Annotated in this window: 15 protein-coding genes; 9 read left to right on the plus strand and 6 right to left on the minus strand. The window is 60.8% G+C overall.

The features are described 5' to 3' along the window. Positions 1–127: 127 nt before the first annotated feature. Positions 128–1,570 (minus strand): aldehyde dehydrogenase, encoded by a 1,443-nt coding sequence (locus MUO32_RS19935; protein ID WP_257950132.1) that lies wholly within the window; start codon positions 1,568–1,570, stop codon positions 128–130. A 22-nt stretch (positions 1,571–1,592) separates the two neighbouring features. Further along, positions 1,593–2,753, minus strand: a complete 1,161-nt coding sequence (locus MUO32_RS19940) for an amidohydrolase/deacetylase family metallohydrolase (protein WP_257950133.1) — start codon at positions 2,751–2,753, stop codon at positions 1,593–1,595. Between the two features lie 186 nt (positions 2,754–2,939). On the opposite strand from MUO32_RS19940, the gene MUO32_RS19945 reads away from it, so the two are divergent. From MUO32_RS19945 to MUO32_RS19970, 6 genes are all read left to right on the plus strand, one after another. Continuing rightward, positions 2,940–4,184 carry a sugar ABC transporter substrate-binding protein gene (locus MUO32_RS19945; protein WP_257950134.1) on the plus strand — a complete coding sequence of 415 codons (1,245 nt, stop codon included), beginning with the start codon at positions 2,940–2,942 and terminating at the stop codon, positions 4,182–4,184. 174 nt (positions 4,185–4,358) lie between these two features. Then, positions 4,359–5,216 (plus strand): carbohydrate ABC transporter permease, encoded by an 858-nt coding sequence (locus tag MUO32_RS19950; RefSeq protein ID WP_257950296.1) that lies wholly within the window; start codon positions 4,359–4,361, stop codon positions 5,214–5,216. Continuing rightward, a complete protein-coding gene (locus tag MUO32_RS19955; protein WP_257950135.1) occupies positions 5,209–6,036 on the plus strand; it encodes a carbohydrate ABC transporter permease in 828 nt (275 codons plus the stop codon). The genes MUO32_RS19950 and MUO32_RS19955 overlap by 8 nt, the downstream gene beginning before the upstream one ends. 10 nt (positions 6,037–6,046) lie before the next feature. Continuing rightward, on the plus strand, positions 6,047–7,120 hold the full coding sequence (locus MUO32_RS19960; protein ID WP_257950136.1) for an ABC transporter ATP-binding protein: 1,074 nt from the start codon (positions 6,047–6,049) through the stop codon (positions 7,118–7,120). After that, entirely contained in the window at positions 7,120–7,809 is a 690-nt protein-coding gene (locus MUO32_RS19965; RefSeq protein WP_257950137.1) for a TetR/AcrR family transcriptional regulator, read from the plus strand. Before MUO32_RS19960 ends, MUO32_RS19965 begins: the two co-directional genes overlap by 1 nt. Next, the gene (locus MUO32_RS19970) at positions 7,806–8,903 is read left to right on the plus strand and encodes a D-TA family PLP-dependent enzyme (protein ID WP_257950138.1); all 1,098 of its coding nucleotides are present in this window, start codon (positions 7,806–7,808) and stop codon (positions 8,901–8,903) included. The genes MUO32_RS19965 and MUO32_RS19970 overlap by 4 nt, the downstream gene beginning before the upstream one ends. On the opposite strand, the gene MUO32_RS19975 is transcribed toward MUO32_RS19970, so the two are convergent. Next, a protein-coding gene (locus MUO32_RS19975; RefSeq protein WP_374708694.1) for an IS630 family transposase occupies positions 8,845–9,827 on the minus strand; the annotation gives its coding sequence in 2 pieces (ribosomal slippage) (positions 8,845–9,480 and positions 9,483–9,827; 981 coding nt in all). The genes MUO32_RS19970 and MUO32_RS19975 overlap by 59 nt on opposite strands. Positions 9,828–9,969: 142 nt before the next feature. Here MUO32_RS19975 and MUO32_RS19980 point away from each other — a divergent pair. Next, entirely contained in the window at positions 9,970–10,119 is a 150-nt protein-coding gene (locus tag MUO32_RS19980; protein ID WP_257950140.1) for a hypothetical protein, read from the plus strand. A gap of 9 nt (positions 10,120–10,128) precedes the next feature. Here MUO32_RS19980 and MUO32_RS19985 read toward each other — a convergent pair whose 3' ends face one another. Beyond that, positions 10,129–11,316: a serine hydrolase gene (locus tag MUO32_RS19985; protein ID WP_257950141.1), complete on the minus strand. Its 1,188-nt coding sequence runs from the start codon at positions 11,314–11,316 to the stop codon at positions 10,129–10,131. A 254-nt stretch (positions 11,317–11,570) separates the two neighbouring features. Here MUO32_RS19985 and MUO32_RS19990 point away from each other — a divergent pair, with 254 nt between their 5' ends. Next, complete coding sequence (locus MUO32_RS19990; RefSeq protein WP_257950142.1) at positions 11,571–12,488, plus strand: AraC family transcriptional regulator; 918 nt, start codon at positions 11,571–11,573, stop codon at positions 12,486–12,488. Positions 12,489–12,527: 39 nt separating this feature from the next. Then, on the plus strand, positions 12,528–13,415 hold the full coding sequence (locus tag MUO32_RS19995; RefSeq protein ID WP_257950143.1) for a PhzF family phenazine biosynthesis protein: 888 nt from the start codon (positions 12,528–12,530) through the stop codon (positions 13,413–13,415). A 94-nt stretch (positions 13,416–13,509) separates the two neighbouring features. Here the strand turns inward: MUO32_RS19995 and MUO32_RS20000 are convergent, their stop codons facing one another. Together MUO32_RS20000 and MUO32_RS20005 are read right to left on the minus strand one after the other, a co-directional pair. Then, entirely contained in the window at positions 13,510–14,421 is a 912-nt protein-coding gene (locus tag MUO32_RS20000; RefSeq protein ID WP_257950144.1) for a ribokinase, read from the minus strand. Beyond that, the gene (locus MUO32_RS20005) at positions 14,418–15,011 is read right to left on the minus strand and encodes an isochorismatase family cysteine hydrolase (RefSeq protein WP_308311315.1); all 594 of its coding nucleotides are present in this window, start codon (positions 15,009–15,011) and stop codon (positions 14,418–14,420) included. The genes MUO32_RS20000 and MUO32_RS20005 overlap by 4 nt, the downstream gene beginning before the upstream one ends. Between the last annotated feature and the right edge of the window lie 26 nt (positions 15,012–15,037).

Raw genomic sequence — 15,037 nt, forward strand, 5'->3', positions numbered from 1 at the left:
TTCCTCACTGCGATTGAACGGTATTTGTCCTCGCAAACCGAGTGCCGGTTTGCGGCCGGCACGATGCCGATCCATGTTTGATTGTTGGTGTGGAGAACCGGACGGGCGGTACCGCCCATCCTGGTCTTCAGCTGATGTCGAAGGTGATCGTCTTGACGTCGGTGACTTCGCGCAACGTATGCTTGCCGCCAAGGCGGCCCAGGCCGCTTGCCTTGCCCGAGGCGCCGCCAAACGGCAGGTGCAGCTCCCAGTAGCAGCTTGCGCTGTTGACGTTGACGAGACCGGCCCGGAGCTTTTCACCAAATGCGAAGGCGCGGCTCAGATCGCGGGTGAATACACTGGCGGCGAGCCCATGTGAGGACGCGTTGGCCGTATCGAGCAAATCGGCATCGTCTGCGCAAACCACCAGGGGCGCCACTGGCCCGAACGTTTCGGAAGTATTCAATAGGGCCTGGCGATCGACGCGTCCGAGGACTGTGGGTTCGTAGAATAGGCCCGTGCCCCTCTTGCCGCCGGCATGGATATCTGCGCCTCGGGCCAACCCATCCGCCACGTGCTCTTCGACTTTGGCGATCACCTGCTGATTGTTCAGCGGCCCCATTGTCGTCTGGGCAAGAAGCGGATCGCCAAGGCGGATGGCCGCGGCAATGCTCGCGATGCGGGCTGCGAGAGCGTCATGGTTCTTCTCGGTGACGAGTATTCGCCCCGTAGCTGCGCAGACTTGCCCGGCGTTGAAGAAGCTGCCAAACGCGGCAGCTTGAGCTGCTCGATCCAGATCGGCGTCATCCAGCACGACGACCGGTCCATTGCCGCCTAGCTCCAGCAGCATCGGTTTTCCAGCACCGCGTTTCGCGATTGCGTTTCCGGTCTGCGGGCTGCCGGTGAAACCGATCCCATGCGTGCCTGGATTGGAGACGATCTCATCCCCGACGATCGCGCCCGGCCCTAAGACAAGATTGACGGCGCCATCGGGAATGCCAGCTTCTGCAATGCATTCCATCAGTTTGACCGCACAAAGCGACGTGGTTGGCGCAGGTACCCAGACGACCGCGTTGCCTGCCGCAAGGCAGGGGGCGAGATACTCGACAGGAATATTGATTGGAAAATTCCACGGCGTGACGATGGCATAGACACCACGCGCCTGGCGGAAACTTATCACCCTCTTGCCAGGCGTCTCAACGGGGATGAACTCGCCTTCGAGCCACTTGATCAGCTCAGCAGCCTCCCGAAAACCGGTTGCGGCAGCATCGACCTCACCATAGGCTTCCGTGGCCAGCGGCTTGCCTTGCTCGCGGGCAAGTGTGAGCGCCAGTTCGTCGCGACGCCTCTCGATGACGTCGGCGACGCGGTTGCAGAGGCGTGAGCGATCCCATGGCGACAACCTGGATAGCGCATTGTGGCCAGCCTGCGCCGCCTTGATCGCATCTTGCGCGTCGCTGCGGTCGCCCTCGGCGAGCACCGCCAGGTGCTGGCCGTCGTAAGGCGACCTCGCCTCGAACGTCTTGCCGCCGTTTGACGGTACCCACTTGCCGGCTATGAAATGGTGCGCCTGAACTACACTGTGATCCATTGTCGCTGTTCCGCTTGGTGTATTATTGGGATTGCATGGGATGGCTGCTGCCCGCTGGGTCGATCTCGCGACCCTTCACGATTAGGCGATCGCACACCAATCTTCTGGAAACTTCGAGGCCTTCGCTGGCCGCGTCTCTGAAAGTCCAGGGCTCATCCCGCCATTTCAAGACAGCAACATTGGCTTCGTCGCCAACGGCGATGCGGCCAAGATCAGGGCGGCCGATCACCTTTGCAGGGTTGGCGCTGCCGGCAGCCAGAGCCGTCGTCTGATCCACGCCGAGCGCGATCATCTTGTTGATCGTGGTCAGAAGGTCGAAAGCAGGGCCGTTCACCGAAAGGGAATGGATGTCCGAGCTGATCAGGTCGGGCACGAAACCTTCGGCCAACATCTCGCGGCAGACGCGGAACGAGAAGCCGCCCATGCCATGGCCGATGTCGAAATGGACGCCGTTCTCGCGTGCCCGCCATACCGCGTCCCGGACGCGGCCATTTTCGGTCGCCGCATTGGGGTCTGGTCGGCAGCAATGCGTGATGATGTCGCCGGGCCGCAGTCGCTGCAGGACTTCCTCGATGGTGGGAGGGTCGAGGTCGACGTGGCACATCACCGGCAGTTTCAGGCGTTCCGCCACCTTAAGCGCCACTTCGAGGGCTGCGCCGCCGTTTTCGCCGGAAGCTTTCCGGCCGGCTCGCACCTTGATGCCGACGATTCTCTCTGGGTAAGCCTGCGCGGCTTCGATGCAGCTCTCTGCGTCGACGAGGCGCATATCGCAGCATTCCCCGACCATGACGCGCTTGGAGAAACCGAAGATTCCCGGGAACGAGATGTTGAGAAAGGCAAAGGCATGGAACGGCAGGGCCTCGAAGATAAAGGTCTTCAGGCCTTCGAAGTTTCCTGCTCCGGCCGAGCCGGCATCAACGAAGGTCCCGGTCGCGGATCGATGCGCAACCAGCTCCGGCCGGACCCCCAAGGAGGTGGCGCCCCAGTAAATATGTGTATGGATGTCGGTCAACGCCGGCAGGACGATTGCGTCTCGGACATCTACGACAATATCGTCCTGACGCGCCAAGCCGGTGCCAATGGCCGCAATGCGACCGTCTACGATGGCGACATCTGCTGTTGCAGCCGGTGTGTCGCCAAACGCCAGGACATGGCCGCCCTGTAGAATTGTTCTTCGTGCCATTGGCGAACTTGTCTCCGGTTAGGGCCCTATGCAGCGCCTGTTGTTGGCGCGGGCCGTTCAAGATGGGTGGTGATCTGCGCATCAAAAAAGCACATACTGACTAGTCAGTCAATATTGACAGCGGCGCTATTTTCATTTCAGATGGCTGTGTCATTCGACATTCACAGCACCATTTGGGAGGTTCTTATGGGCAACAGGTTTTTGGCCGCATTGGTAATCAGTACGGCAACTGCAGCGGCGTTGCTGCACTCTGGCAGTGCTTGGGCCACGGACACAGTGCGGGTCCGGGTTGCGGAATACAGCGCCAAAACGGGCCCATTTTTCCAGGAGCTTGCTAAAAAGTTCAATGCTGCGAATCCTGATATCGAGGTCCAGATCGAGCATCTTCCCTGGCCAGAGATGCAGCAGCAGCTCGTCAGCGACATCTCAGCCGGTACCGCACCCGATGTTTCGCATATGGCGACGCGCTGGATGGCGGGATTTGCCAAGGATGGGGCGCTCGCTCCGATCGAGGACCTGATGTCGCCCGCCTTTGCCGACACCTTCGTGCCGACATATCTCGATCTTCAGAAGCAGGACGGTCATACGTGGGGCCTGCCGATTGCCGCATCGGCACGCGGCCTGTTCTACAACAAGAAGCTCTTCGACAAGGCTGGTATCGCGAAGCCGCCGACGACCTGGGACGAAACATTCGAAGCAGCCAAGAAAATCGCCGCGCTCGGCGATGGCGTCTACGGCATCGGCGTTCAGGGCCGGGACCTGGATACCGAAGGCTATTGGTTCTACAGCCTCTGGACCCACGGTGGAAGCATTCTCGGCCCGGACGGCAAGAGCGGTTTCGCCTCCCCGGAGGCCGTGCTGGCGACCAACAACTATCTGCGGATGATCAAGGCAAGCGTCACGCAGCCGGGTGTTACCGGTGCCAGCCGCGAAGACCTGCAGAATCTCTTCGCCGCTGGAAAGATGGGCATGGTCTTGTCGGGCCCCTGGTTCAATGCACAGCTCGCCGAGCAGGGCAAGGATGTCGAGTACGGAATCAGCCGCATTCCGGTCGCCACGACCGAGGCGACTTACGGCGTCACCGACACGATCGCCGTCCTGGAATCCTCGAAAGTGAAGCCCCAGGCGATGAAGTTCCTGGAGTTCATCTTCAATAAGGAAAACAGGCTTGAATTCGGCAAGCTCGAAGGTTTTGTCCCGGTCTTGAAGGCGGAATCGACCGAGCCCTTCTTCACCGAGAATCCGAAGATGTCAGTGTTCCTGGAAATGGGGCCGCTGGCAAAGTTTGCGCCCCTGTTCCCGCGTTGGGAAGAGATGGCGGACGGCCTCAAGACCGAATTGTCCAGGATCTATTCGGGCGAAGTTTCAGCCGAAGAAGGCCTGAAGCAGGCGGCCGCGAAGATGGATGCGATCCTTGCCGAAGACGAATAGGTCCTGAAATCGTCGTCCGCAGGCGACCCCACTCTCCTCAGGTGGCGTGATAACCACGCCACCTCTCTTCCTTAAAGGTAAGCGCGTATGCGAGGAATTGAGAATACCGCTCTAAGGCGGGGCGTTAACGCGGGTCGGCCGAACAGGGCTGGGCAACCGGATCGGGCCTTGGCGATGATCCTGATCGCGCCTTGTCTGCTGCTTTCGGTCGCCGTGATCGGCTATCCGATATTCGACGTGATCCGCATGTCGCTCTTCGATGTGAGCCGCACGGGCATGGTCCGCGAGTTCGCCGGGCTGACCAATTTTGTCAAAGCGTTCGCCGACCCGGTTTTTCTGCAGGCTGCACGCCAGACCTTCGTCTGGACTGTCTGCGTGGTGGGTGGAACCCTGCTGGTCTCGGTGCCGATCGCTCTCATCCTCAATGAGGATTTCTATGGCCGGACGATCGCCCGAACGATCGTGCTGCTGCCGTGGGCCATTTCACTGGCGATGACGGCGGTGGTCTGGCGCTATGTCGTCAACGGTGATTTCGGCACGCTCAACATGACGCTGGCCGCACTTGGTCTGCCATTTGAGAACTATCCCTGGTTGGCCGACGCCAGGATGGCGTTCCTCATCGAGATAATGGTCGGAATTTTGGTCTCGGTACCATTTACCGTAACGATTTTGCTTGGTGGACTGACGTCTATTCCGGAGTCTTTGTACGAAGCCTCCGCCATCGACGGGGCGTCGTCGACAAAGAAGTTCTACTACATCACGATGCCACTGCTCTGGCCATTCATGCAGATCGCGCTCGTCCTCAACGTCATCTATGTCTTCAATTCCTTCCCGATCATCTGGATCATGACGAACGGAGGTCCCGCCAACCGGACCGACATTCTGATCACCTATGTCTACAAGCAAGCCTTCGCCTTCGGGAAGCTTGGCAACGCTGCAGCCGGCTCTGTTGTAATGTTTGCTATGTTGTTGGTCTTCGCCATCGTCTATCTGTTTCTGACAAAAGCGCAGGGGGCACGCAACGATGTCTAAGGCGAAGAAAAGTCTTGTTTGCTGGGCGCTGCTTTCGCCGTTCCTGGTAGTCGTTCTCTTTCCCTATGCGACGATGCTGTCGACGTCGTTGAAGCAGAAGGACGAGATATTCACCTTCCATCGAACCTGGCTGCCACGTGATTTCTATCTGGGCAATTTTGCCGAACTCATTTTCGAGAAAGGTTTCGGACGGGCATTGGTGAACTCGCTGGCCATCAGTGTCGGGGCGACCGTCCTGTCCCTTGCGGTGGCTATCCCTGCCGCCTATGCGCTCACCCGGATGAGGGTTCCAGCCAAGGGTGCGCTGACCAACTACCTGCTCATCACCCAGATGATCTCGCCGATCGTCCTGATTGTCGGCCTGTTCCGAATGTTTGCCTATTTCGGCCTGGTCAACAGCCTCCTATCGGTCATAATCGCCCACAGCGCCTTCTTCATGGCATTTGCCGTATGGATGCTGCAAAGCTATTTCGCGACAATCCCGAAAGATCTCGAAGAAGCCGCGTGGATGGATGGTGCCAGCCGCTTCAGCGCCTTCGTCCGTGTCTTCCTGCCGCTGTGTCTTCCCGGCGTCGTCGTGACGGCAATCTTCACCTTCGTCAATTCCTGGAATGAATATGCGATGTCGCTGACACTGCTGCGTCAGGTCAGCCAGCAGACCGCACCGGTCCAGATCGCGTTCCTGACAGGGACGCTCTACCAAATTGAATGGCATCTCATCATGGCCGCGACGCTGCTTGCGTCGGTGCCTGTCGCAATCGTCTTTGCATCCATCCAGCGCTACCTCATCGGGGGAATGGCGTTGGGTGGCGTCAAGTAGGAGGAGCAAAGTGGCTTCGATCAATCTCACCAACATTCGCAAGCAATATGGCTCGCTTACGATCATCGACGACATCAATATTGAAATCGAGGATCGGGAGTTTGTTGTACTGGTCGGCCCGTCTGGATGCGGAAAATCTACGCTTTTGCGGATGATAGCCGGGCTGGAATCGATCTCGGGAGGTACCATCGCCATTGACGGCAAGGTCGTTAACGACGTTGGCCCGCAGCACCGCGACTTGGCGATGGTCTTTCAGACCTATGCGCTTTATCCGCATATGACGACTGCCCAGAACATCGGCTTTCCCCTCAAACTGCGCGGCGCCAGCAAGGACGAAATTGACCGTGCTATCGCCGGGGTTGCCAACACGCTACATCTCGATGCGCTTCTTGACCGGCAACCGCGCGCCCTTTCCGGCGGGCAGCGTCAACGCGTCGCGATGGGCCGAGCCATGGTACGAGAGCCGCGGGCATTCCTATTCGATGAACCATTGAGCAATCTCGATGCGAAACTCAGGCATCATATGCGCATCGAGTTGCGCCAATTGCACACGTCGCTGGGCGCCACGTCGATCTATGTCACGCATGACCAGATCGAGGCGATGACCATGGCTGACCGCATCGTCGTGATGAACCGAGGCAAAGTCGAGCAGGTGGGCACTCCGCTTGAGCTTTTCGACAAACCGGCAAATGTTTTCGTCGCCGGGTTTCTCGGTTCGCCGACGATCAACCTGGGCAACGCAACGCTGTATGCCGCGGACGGATCAGCCAGGCTCGAATTCGATGCCGGTTCTGGTCCGATCGACCTCGCCAATGTCGCGCCCTCGGCTCACAGGGACGTCGTGGCCGGAATCCGGCCGCAACACCTGGAAGTTGTTTCTCCAGAAGGTGCCAAGCTCACCGGAATGGTAGACCTCGTCGAACATACCGGGTGTGAGACGAATGTCATTCTTTCAGTCGGTTCCGAGAAATGGACTGTCCAATCTCGCAACCGCCAGCATCTCACGCAAGGAGAGCATGTCGGGCTCGTCTTCGACCCGATCAACCTCCACCTCTTCGCAGCCGAAACGAAGGAACGTATTTGATGGTAACAATGCGCAAGCGAGGCTCCGATGGCGGAGCAGAACCGGCTGGTAGAAAGCGTGACCCCGAACGCACGCGGCTCGCGATCATCGAAGCGGCTCGCGAGGAGTTCGCCGAAAACGGTTACGATGGTGCGCGTACCGATCGCATCGCCACCCGTACCGGCATGAGCAAGGGTGTGCTTTACCACTACTTCAATTCGAAAGACGAACTGTTCGTCGCCGTTCTGGAGGACATCTATCGGGAACTGCGCTCCCAGAACGAAGCTCTGGTTCTGGCTGATTTCGAGCCGGAAGCGGGTATTCGCGAACTCATTGCGCATACGTACAATTATTTCGTCAATCATCCCGAGTTCATCGTGTTGGTGAACTCCGAAAACCTGATGAAATCCGAACATTTGGCGAGATCCGAGAGTGTCCGCAGCATGTTTTCGCCGCTCTCCCAGCGTTTGGGTGAATTGATCAGCCGCGGCCAAAAACAGGGTATATTCCGCGCGAATGTCGATATTATTGAGCTTTACATCTCGATAGTTGGTCTGGGCTACTTCTTCTTGTCCAACCGGTGGACGTTGAGCGTCGTTTTCAATCGCGATCTGCTGGCCGAGGGGGCTGAGGAGAAGCGGCTCGCCCATATGACGGAGATGGTTCTCGACTATCTCCGCAACGTCAAGACGACGGGTGAACCGAAATGAGTGATGAACCGTTGAAGCTGCCGATGGCCGGAACGCTGCGCTGGCGCGATGTTGTTGAAACCCCGGCAGTACTGATCGACCTCGATATCGTCGAACGAAACATCAAACGCTGCCAGGATCAGTGCAATCGCCTGGGCGTGGCAATCAGGCCTCACATCAAAACGCATAAACTGCCACTGCTTGCCCATGCACAGCTGGCGGCAGGGGCAATTGGCATCACTGCGCAAAAGATCGGCGAAGCCGAGATCATGGCCGACGCGGGCATCGAAGACATCCTGATAACCTTCAACATTGTCGGTGACCGCAAGCTTGAGCGTCTTAAACGACTTGCTGAACGGTCCCGTATATCCGTGGTTGCCGATAGTGCTGCGGTCGTCGAGGGCCTTGCTCGCACATTCGCGAACGAAGAGCGCGAAATCGGCGTCCTGGTGGAATGCGATACCGGAATGCATCGATGCGGTGTTTTGACATCGGAGAGTGCGCTCGAGCTTGCCCGGCTGATATCCGAGTCCCCGGGCCTGCGCTTCGCCGGATTGATGACGTATCCAGCTCCTGGTCAAGGCAACACAGCTTGCGAATGGCTGGACCATGCGGCGTGCCTAATCCGTGCGGCGGGCATTGAGACGCCCATCGTCTCCAGCGGAGGGACCCCCGATCTCTACGCGATGAAACACCACCCAGTCCTGACCGAATACAGGCCGGGTAGCTACATCTACAACGATCGCTCACTCGTCACTGCCGGCGCATGCGGCGTTGAGGGTTGCGCGCTGACAGTTCTGACGACTGTCATCAGTTCGCCGGAACACGGTCGCGCCATCGTGGACGCTGGCACAAAGGTGCTGACCTCCGATCTCTTCGGTATGAGCGGTTACGGCTTGGTGCTGGACCACCCCGATTGGACAGTGATTTCACTTAATGAAGAGCATGGGAGGATTGAATACGCTGGTGGGCCAGCGCCGGTGGTGGGCGACCTCCTGCGTATTATTCCCAACCATGCCTGCGTCGTCTCGAACATGGTCGACTCAGTCCATCTCGTCAGAGGAGAGCACTATGTTCGCGCGGAGCGAGTGGCTGCGCGCGGCCGGGTGACCTGATTTTGTCGGGGGTTTTCTCATGTGTCGGGGTATAAAAGAGTTCGATGATGGAACTGGCGGCGTTCCAGAGAGCGGAGATGGTTCGTTCGGCCCTTGCCCGCATCAACGCCTTGAGCTTTGCGAATGCGTTTTCGATGGGGTTAAAGTCGGGACTGTAAGGCGGCAGGTAGAGCAGGCTCGCGCCCGCCGCTTCGATGGCGTCGCGCACACCGGCGGCCTTGTGGGCGGGCAGATTGTCCACGACGACGATGTCGCCGGGCGCAAGGGTCGGAACCAGCACCTGCTCGACATAGGCGCGGAACACGTTGCCGTTCATGGCACCGTCGTAGACGAACGGAGCGGTCATACCGGACAGCCTGAGTGCCCCGGTGAAAGTGTTGGTTTTCCAATGGCCGTGCGGCACACCGGCCCGACAGCGCCCACCGCAGGGCGCACGGCCGCGCAAGCGCGCCATCTTGGTCGACAGGCCGGTCTCGTGGATGAAGACCAGCTTGGCCGGATCGAGATCGGGTTGGCTGTCGAACCAGGCGCGACGGCGCTTCAGGATATCGGGGCGGTCCTGCTCCAGTGCATGGGCGGGCTTTTTTTGAACGTCCACCCGTGCCCGCCAAGCCAGTCGCTCAAGGCGCTTCGGCCGATGCGTATAGAGCGTTCCGTATCGAGGCGCCCGATCATCTCGTTTAACGTGATGTCCTTGTGTTCCTCGATCATCCCGATGATGAAGTCTGCATATCCGTCGAGGCGCGAGCCGCGCCGTCGCCCTTGCGGTCGCGGTGTCAGTTCGCCGATCTTCGCCCGTGCGATCCAGCGGATCGCGCTCGATATTCCAACGCCAAATCGGGATGCCGCCTGCCGGGCCGATGCCCCTTCACCCGCAGCTTTCAAGACACGCAACCGTAAATCTTCGCCGAGTGCTCTGGCCATAACCAACCTCATATCCGTCCAGGCGGATGCTGAAGCAAAAAATCAGCCCGCGCGTCACATCATAATCGATTCATCGATATCCGGACGTGCTCTAGATCTACCCTTCGCCACGAACGGCCGGATCGCCGTGCAGCTGGTCAAGATGATCGCTACGCAGTCGGCCAATATGTCGAGAGCCCAGGCTTTCCAGCTCACAGAACTCGCCTGGGGCGTGCTGCGCGACACCGCGGATCCTCGGGAGGGGCGCCTTGCGTTCAAGGAGAAGCGCAAGCCGGCCTATACCGGCCACTGACGGGGGTGCTCAGACCGGCGCCTTCGACAGGTGGCGCAGCAGGTCCAATGAGAGACGGTCCGCCTCGTCGTCGCTCGGTAACGGCTGGGAGGAGAGTTTTGCGATGACGGTCTCTGTTGAAGGATCGACGTAAAGCCATTGACCATGAACGCCGATCGCTGCGAACGCCTTTTCCGGATAGCCTGTCTGGTACCATTGGTTCCGGTAGCGGCCGTCCGGAAGCCAGGCATTGCCTGCCGCTCGCCAGGCCCTTTGCGACCCACCCGTGGCAACGGTATCGGCGACCCAGCTCTCCGACAGGATCCTGGTTCCCGACGGAGATCGGCCTCCGAGCCTGAGAAGTTCCCCGACGCGGGCGAGGTCGCGTGCGGTCATCGAAACGCCGCCGGCTCCGCGCGGGGCGCCAACGGCATCGACGGTCACGAAGGCGTCCTCCGTCGCGCCGAGCGGTTTCCAGAGCCGCTCGGAAGCATAGTCCGCATATCGCCGGCCGGTTGCCCGTTCGACGACGATGGCCAGCATGTCCGAGACCGGCGACCGGTAGACAAAGGTTTCCCCATGCGGTGTCCGCCCCTTCCGCAAGGTCGAGAGGAAGCCGAGAAGGGCGCCCGCTGCGCCACCCGGTTCGACCGGGTTCCAGAGCACCGCGCGGCGATAGCGGCCGTAGTCGCCCTCCGCGGTCAGGTAGTCTTCCGAAAAATCCAGGCTGACCAGCATGTCGAGCAGGTGCCGGACGGTGGCATCGCCGAAAGCCGAGGCCTGAACCTCTGGAACATATCGGATGACCGGTGCTTCGGGATCGAGGCATCCATCGTCCATCGCCACGCCGGCAAGCAGCCCGGTGATCGACTTGCTCACCGAAAAGACGACGTGCGGCGCCATCGCAGTCGGATCCTTATTATATTCCGCCACGATGGTCCCTGCCCGCATGACGACGAGTGCATCCGTGGATGTGGCCGCCATGATGCCCGTCGCCGAGGCGGTCCCGTCCGACAGTCCGATCTCATGCTGGAACAGGCCGGTCGGATCGCCGACCGCCGGCTGTGTCTCGGCGCGCTCCGCCGCGATCCGGGCGGACGGCACGAATTCCGAGACGTTGCGGAAAGACCAGGCGCTCCATGGCGCTTCCCGCCAGTTGGCGAGGCTGACCTCCGATCTCTCGAAACCCCATCGGGTGGAAAATTCGCTCTTCGTCATCTCTTGCGGCTTCCTGCGTGCGTAGAGGGGCGGTGTGGTCGGGGTCAAACCGGCGTTCCGCGGGATCGGAAAACATCGATGAGAAGACTATCCACGGCGCGCCGTTCAGGCGCGTCCGAGCAGGCCCATCGGCTTGGCCGAACGGGCCAGGGGCACCCGTGAACCCTGCGCCCCGGTCCGGCCGCGCAAAAAATCCGGTTGCGTACCATGCCGGGAGGTGTAGCCTTTCATCAAACGCCATGTGACCCATCCCGATGCTGAGACCATTCGAAGAGATCCGTCATCCCAAGGTCGAGAGCCAGCTCATCGCCGCAGATGAGGAGAAGGCAGCGCTGGCCGGTGGCGGGAAATCCTATGCGACGCCGTGGCACTGGCACGATTGCCTCATGTTCATGTTGCCGAGCCAGGGTGCTGTCGAACTCACCAGCGAGGGCCAGACGCGGGGAACGTGGCTTTCGCAGGATCGCTTTGCGGTCGTGCCCGCCGGTTCGCCCCATACGACGAGGGCCGGTGTCGGGTCGAACCGGCATGTCGCGTTCTATGTCACGCCGAACGCTCTCGAACGGCTGGCCGGGGAACTGGGTTCGCTTGCGGACTTCCGGCGCCGCACGCGTCTACCGCTTCAGGTTCGCCGGTCGCCGGCGTTGCGGGCTTTGCAGGACGTGGCGTTGCGCGCGGATTTCGGTCGCATTGGCGGCGCCACGATACGCCGTGACCTTTCGTCCGCGCTTCTCGTGCAGTGCATATCGGATGTGATTTCGGGCGAGGCCCTGTCGAACGCCTCCAGCGGTGCGCACGGCATGGCGCTTGTCGCCGATGTGCGGGCTTTTCTGACCGCCAATGCCGATCGGGAGATACCACTCGACATGCTGGCGGATCGTTTTGGCATTTCGAGACGCCACATCACCCGGCTGTTTCGCGAGGGCACAGGCCAGTCGATAGCCGAGTTCCAGGCAGGCCTTCGCCTGGAACAGGCCGAGCGCCTGCTGTGCGAAACCGCGCTTCCGATCGGCGAGATCGCCTTCCGGGTCGGGTTCGAGAGCGGGGCGGCGCTGGCGCGCGCCATGCGCCGGACGCTGGGTCGTTCGCCATCGGAAATTCGCCTCGGCATGGCCCGCATGGTCAAGAACGAGGGCCCGCCCGGATGCGGTGGAAAATCCCACAAAGGCTAATCTGACTGGATGCAGGCAACGCGCATTCAGGATTTTACGATGCAGGATCATTCCAGGCCCGTGGTGGTCAATGTGTTCTCCGCTGGCCCGGGTGGCGGCAACCCGGCCCCGATCGTCCTTGATGCGTCCGGCATGTCGGACGCGGACATGCAGGGGGTCGCACGCCACCACGGCTTCGAAAGTGGCTTCGTTCTGCCGGCGCCCCCGGGAAGTGGCCACGACTACGAGCTCCGCTTCTGGGTCCCCAATCACGAGATGTCGATGTGCGGCCACGCGACCGTCGGTGCTGTGTGGCTGCTGGCGCGGGAAGGCATGTTGCGGTCGGATATGTTGCGGGTGCTGACCAGGAGCGGCACGGTGAACGTCGCCGTTGGCGGGCGCGGCTCGCCGGCGATCGCCGTCGAGGTCTCGCAGCCTGCAGGCGTGGTGGACGAGTTGACGGAGAGCGACTTCGACAAGGCCGAGCTTCTCGACATTCTTCGGATCACCGAAACCGACCTTGCGCCGCTGCCGATCCTGAACGCCTCGACGAGCCGCGTGAAGACCCTGGTGCCGATCGCCGGTGTCGAGACATTGAATGAACTGTCGCCGGATTTCGATCGCATCGAAAAATTCTGCGAAAGCATCGGTTCGACGGGACTGTATCCCTACGCCGTCATCGATCTTGACGAGCAGGTCATTGATGCGCGCCAGTTCCCGAAGTCTTCGGGCTATCCCGAGGATGCGGCCACCGGCATCGCCGCTGCGGCGTTGGCCTTCGGCCTTCTGACGAACGGCATGGTGCGCGATCCCGGCCGTCCGATTCTGGTCAACCAGGGCAGAGCGATGAAACGCCCCTCCCTGATATCGGTGCGCCTGGAGACCGTTGGCAGCGACGTCGTCGGTTGCTGGCTGGGCGGACAGGTCACACCCGACGACAGGCCGTAACCACGGGATATGGCGAGCGCGAAACTGCCGGACCGCTGGCAAAGGCTTTGCGAACCGGCTTCTTCCAATCGGAAACGGAATGTCTTCCAGTTTGTCAGGCGGGGTCGTTCGTGTGAACGCGTATATCCGCATGTCGGGGAATGCCCGTCTGGGCGCCCGGATGAAGGCAGGCGAGGGAGCCGGCGATTGCGGCGTCGCGCAGGGCGATTTCGGGACTATCCCCGCGGTCGAGGGCAGCCGCGAAATAGCCGCAGAAGGTATCGCCGGCTCCCACCGTATCGATTGGCGAAATGGCGAGGCCGTCAGCGTGCAGGATATTGCCCTCGACGGCGGCCATGGCGCCCTGTGCGCCGAGCGTCACGACGATCGTCTGGCCATTTCGGGCATGGAGGTTGAGAAGTGCCTCGCGCTGCGCCTCGGATGACGAAAGCCTTTGTGCCGCCAGAAGCTCGAACTCGGTCTCGTTGGCAATCAGGATGTCGGCCAGCGGGGCCAGATAGGGGACGTCGAGGGTCGCCGGTGCGATGTTGAGCACGGTGCGTATGCCGCGTGCGCGGGCTAAGCGAAGCGCATATTCCACCAGTTTCGCCGGAATTTCGAGTTGCAGCATCAAGATGTCGCCGGCTGCCATCGCCGTGAGCGTCTTGTCGACATCCGCTTCCGTCAGGTCGTCATTCGCCCCCACCACGATGGTGATCATGTTCTCGCCGTCCTCGCCGATCATGATGACGGCGATCCCCGTTGTTTTCTCGGTGTGGCGAACAGCGCTGATATCGACGCCGTCGGCGTCGAGGATGGAAAGCGCCGCTTCCCGGAACATATCCCTGCCGACCGCCCCGATCATGCGCACGGCCGCGCCGGCGCGATGGGCGGCCAGCGCCTGATTGGCGCCCTTGCCGCCGGGAACGCTTTGGGCGGACGAACCGGCGACGGTTTCACCCGGCCTCGGCAGGCGCGTGGACCTGGCAACAAGATCGATGTTGATTGAGCCGAGAACCGCAATCATTCACTTGCCTCGCAGGTCGCCAGGATTTCGTCGGTCGTCATGACTTTGATCTGGTCGGGAAGGCGTAGCGCCAACCGGTCCAGCACCACCCGGTGGGCTTGTTCGTCCGGGCTCGCGAGGGCGTCGGAGGCGAGAACGACGAGGTAGCCGAGGTCGATCGCTGCCAGTGCGCTCGAATAAACGCAGACATCGGTCTCGATGCCGGAGAGGATCAGGGTCTCGACGCCGGCCTGTTGCAGGGCGGGGTGAAGACCTGGCGCGGAAAAGACGGAATAGCCGAGCTTGTCGAAGACCTGATCCGGTTTCGCCAATGCGGCAAGCGGGGCGACCAGATCGGTCAGCGCCGGGTCGAGCCTGGCGCCGGTGATCATCGGCCACCGGCGATAGAACGCCTTCCAGCTTCCATGTGCGGCCTCGATATCCTGCGGCGCGACGAAACGTGCATAGAGGGTGCCCTCGGGAAACCCTTTGCAGAGCCTGAGCACGTTCGGAAGGATGTCCATGACGATGGGCGAGTGCCACGCGGTCTGTTCAGCCACAAGGCGCTGCATGTCGATGGCGATATGTCTGACAAGCTTCGATGGGTTCAAGATATCCTCCAGAATGGGGGCACGGT

Origin of the sequence: Shinella sp. CPCC 101442 (assembly GCF_024704725.1) — a bacterium.
Taxonomy (GTDB): Bacteria; Pseudomonadota; Alphaproteobacteria; order Rhizobiales; family Rhizobiaceae; genus Shinella.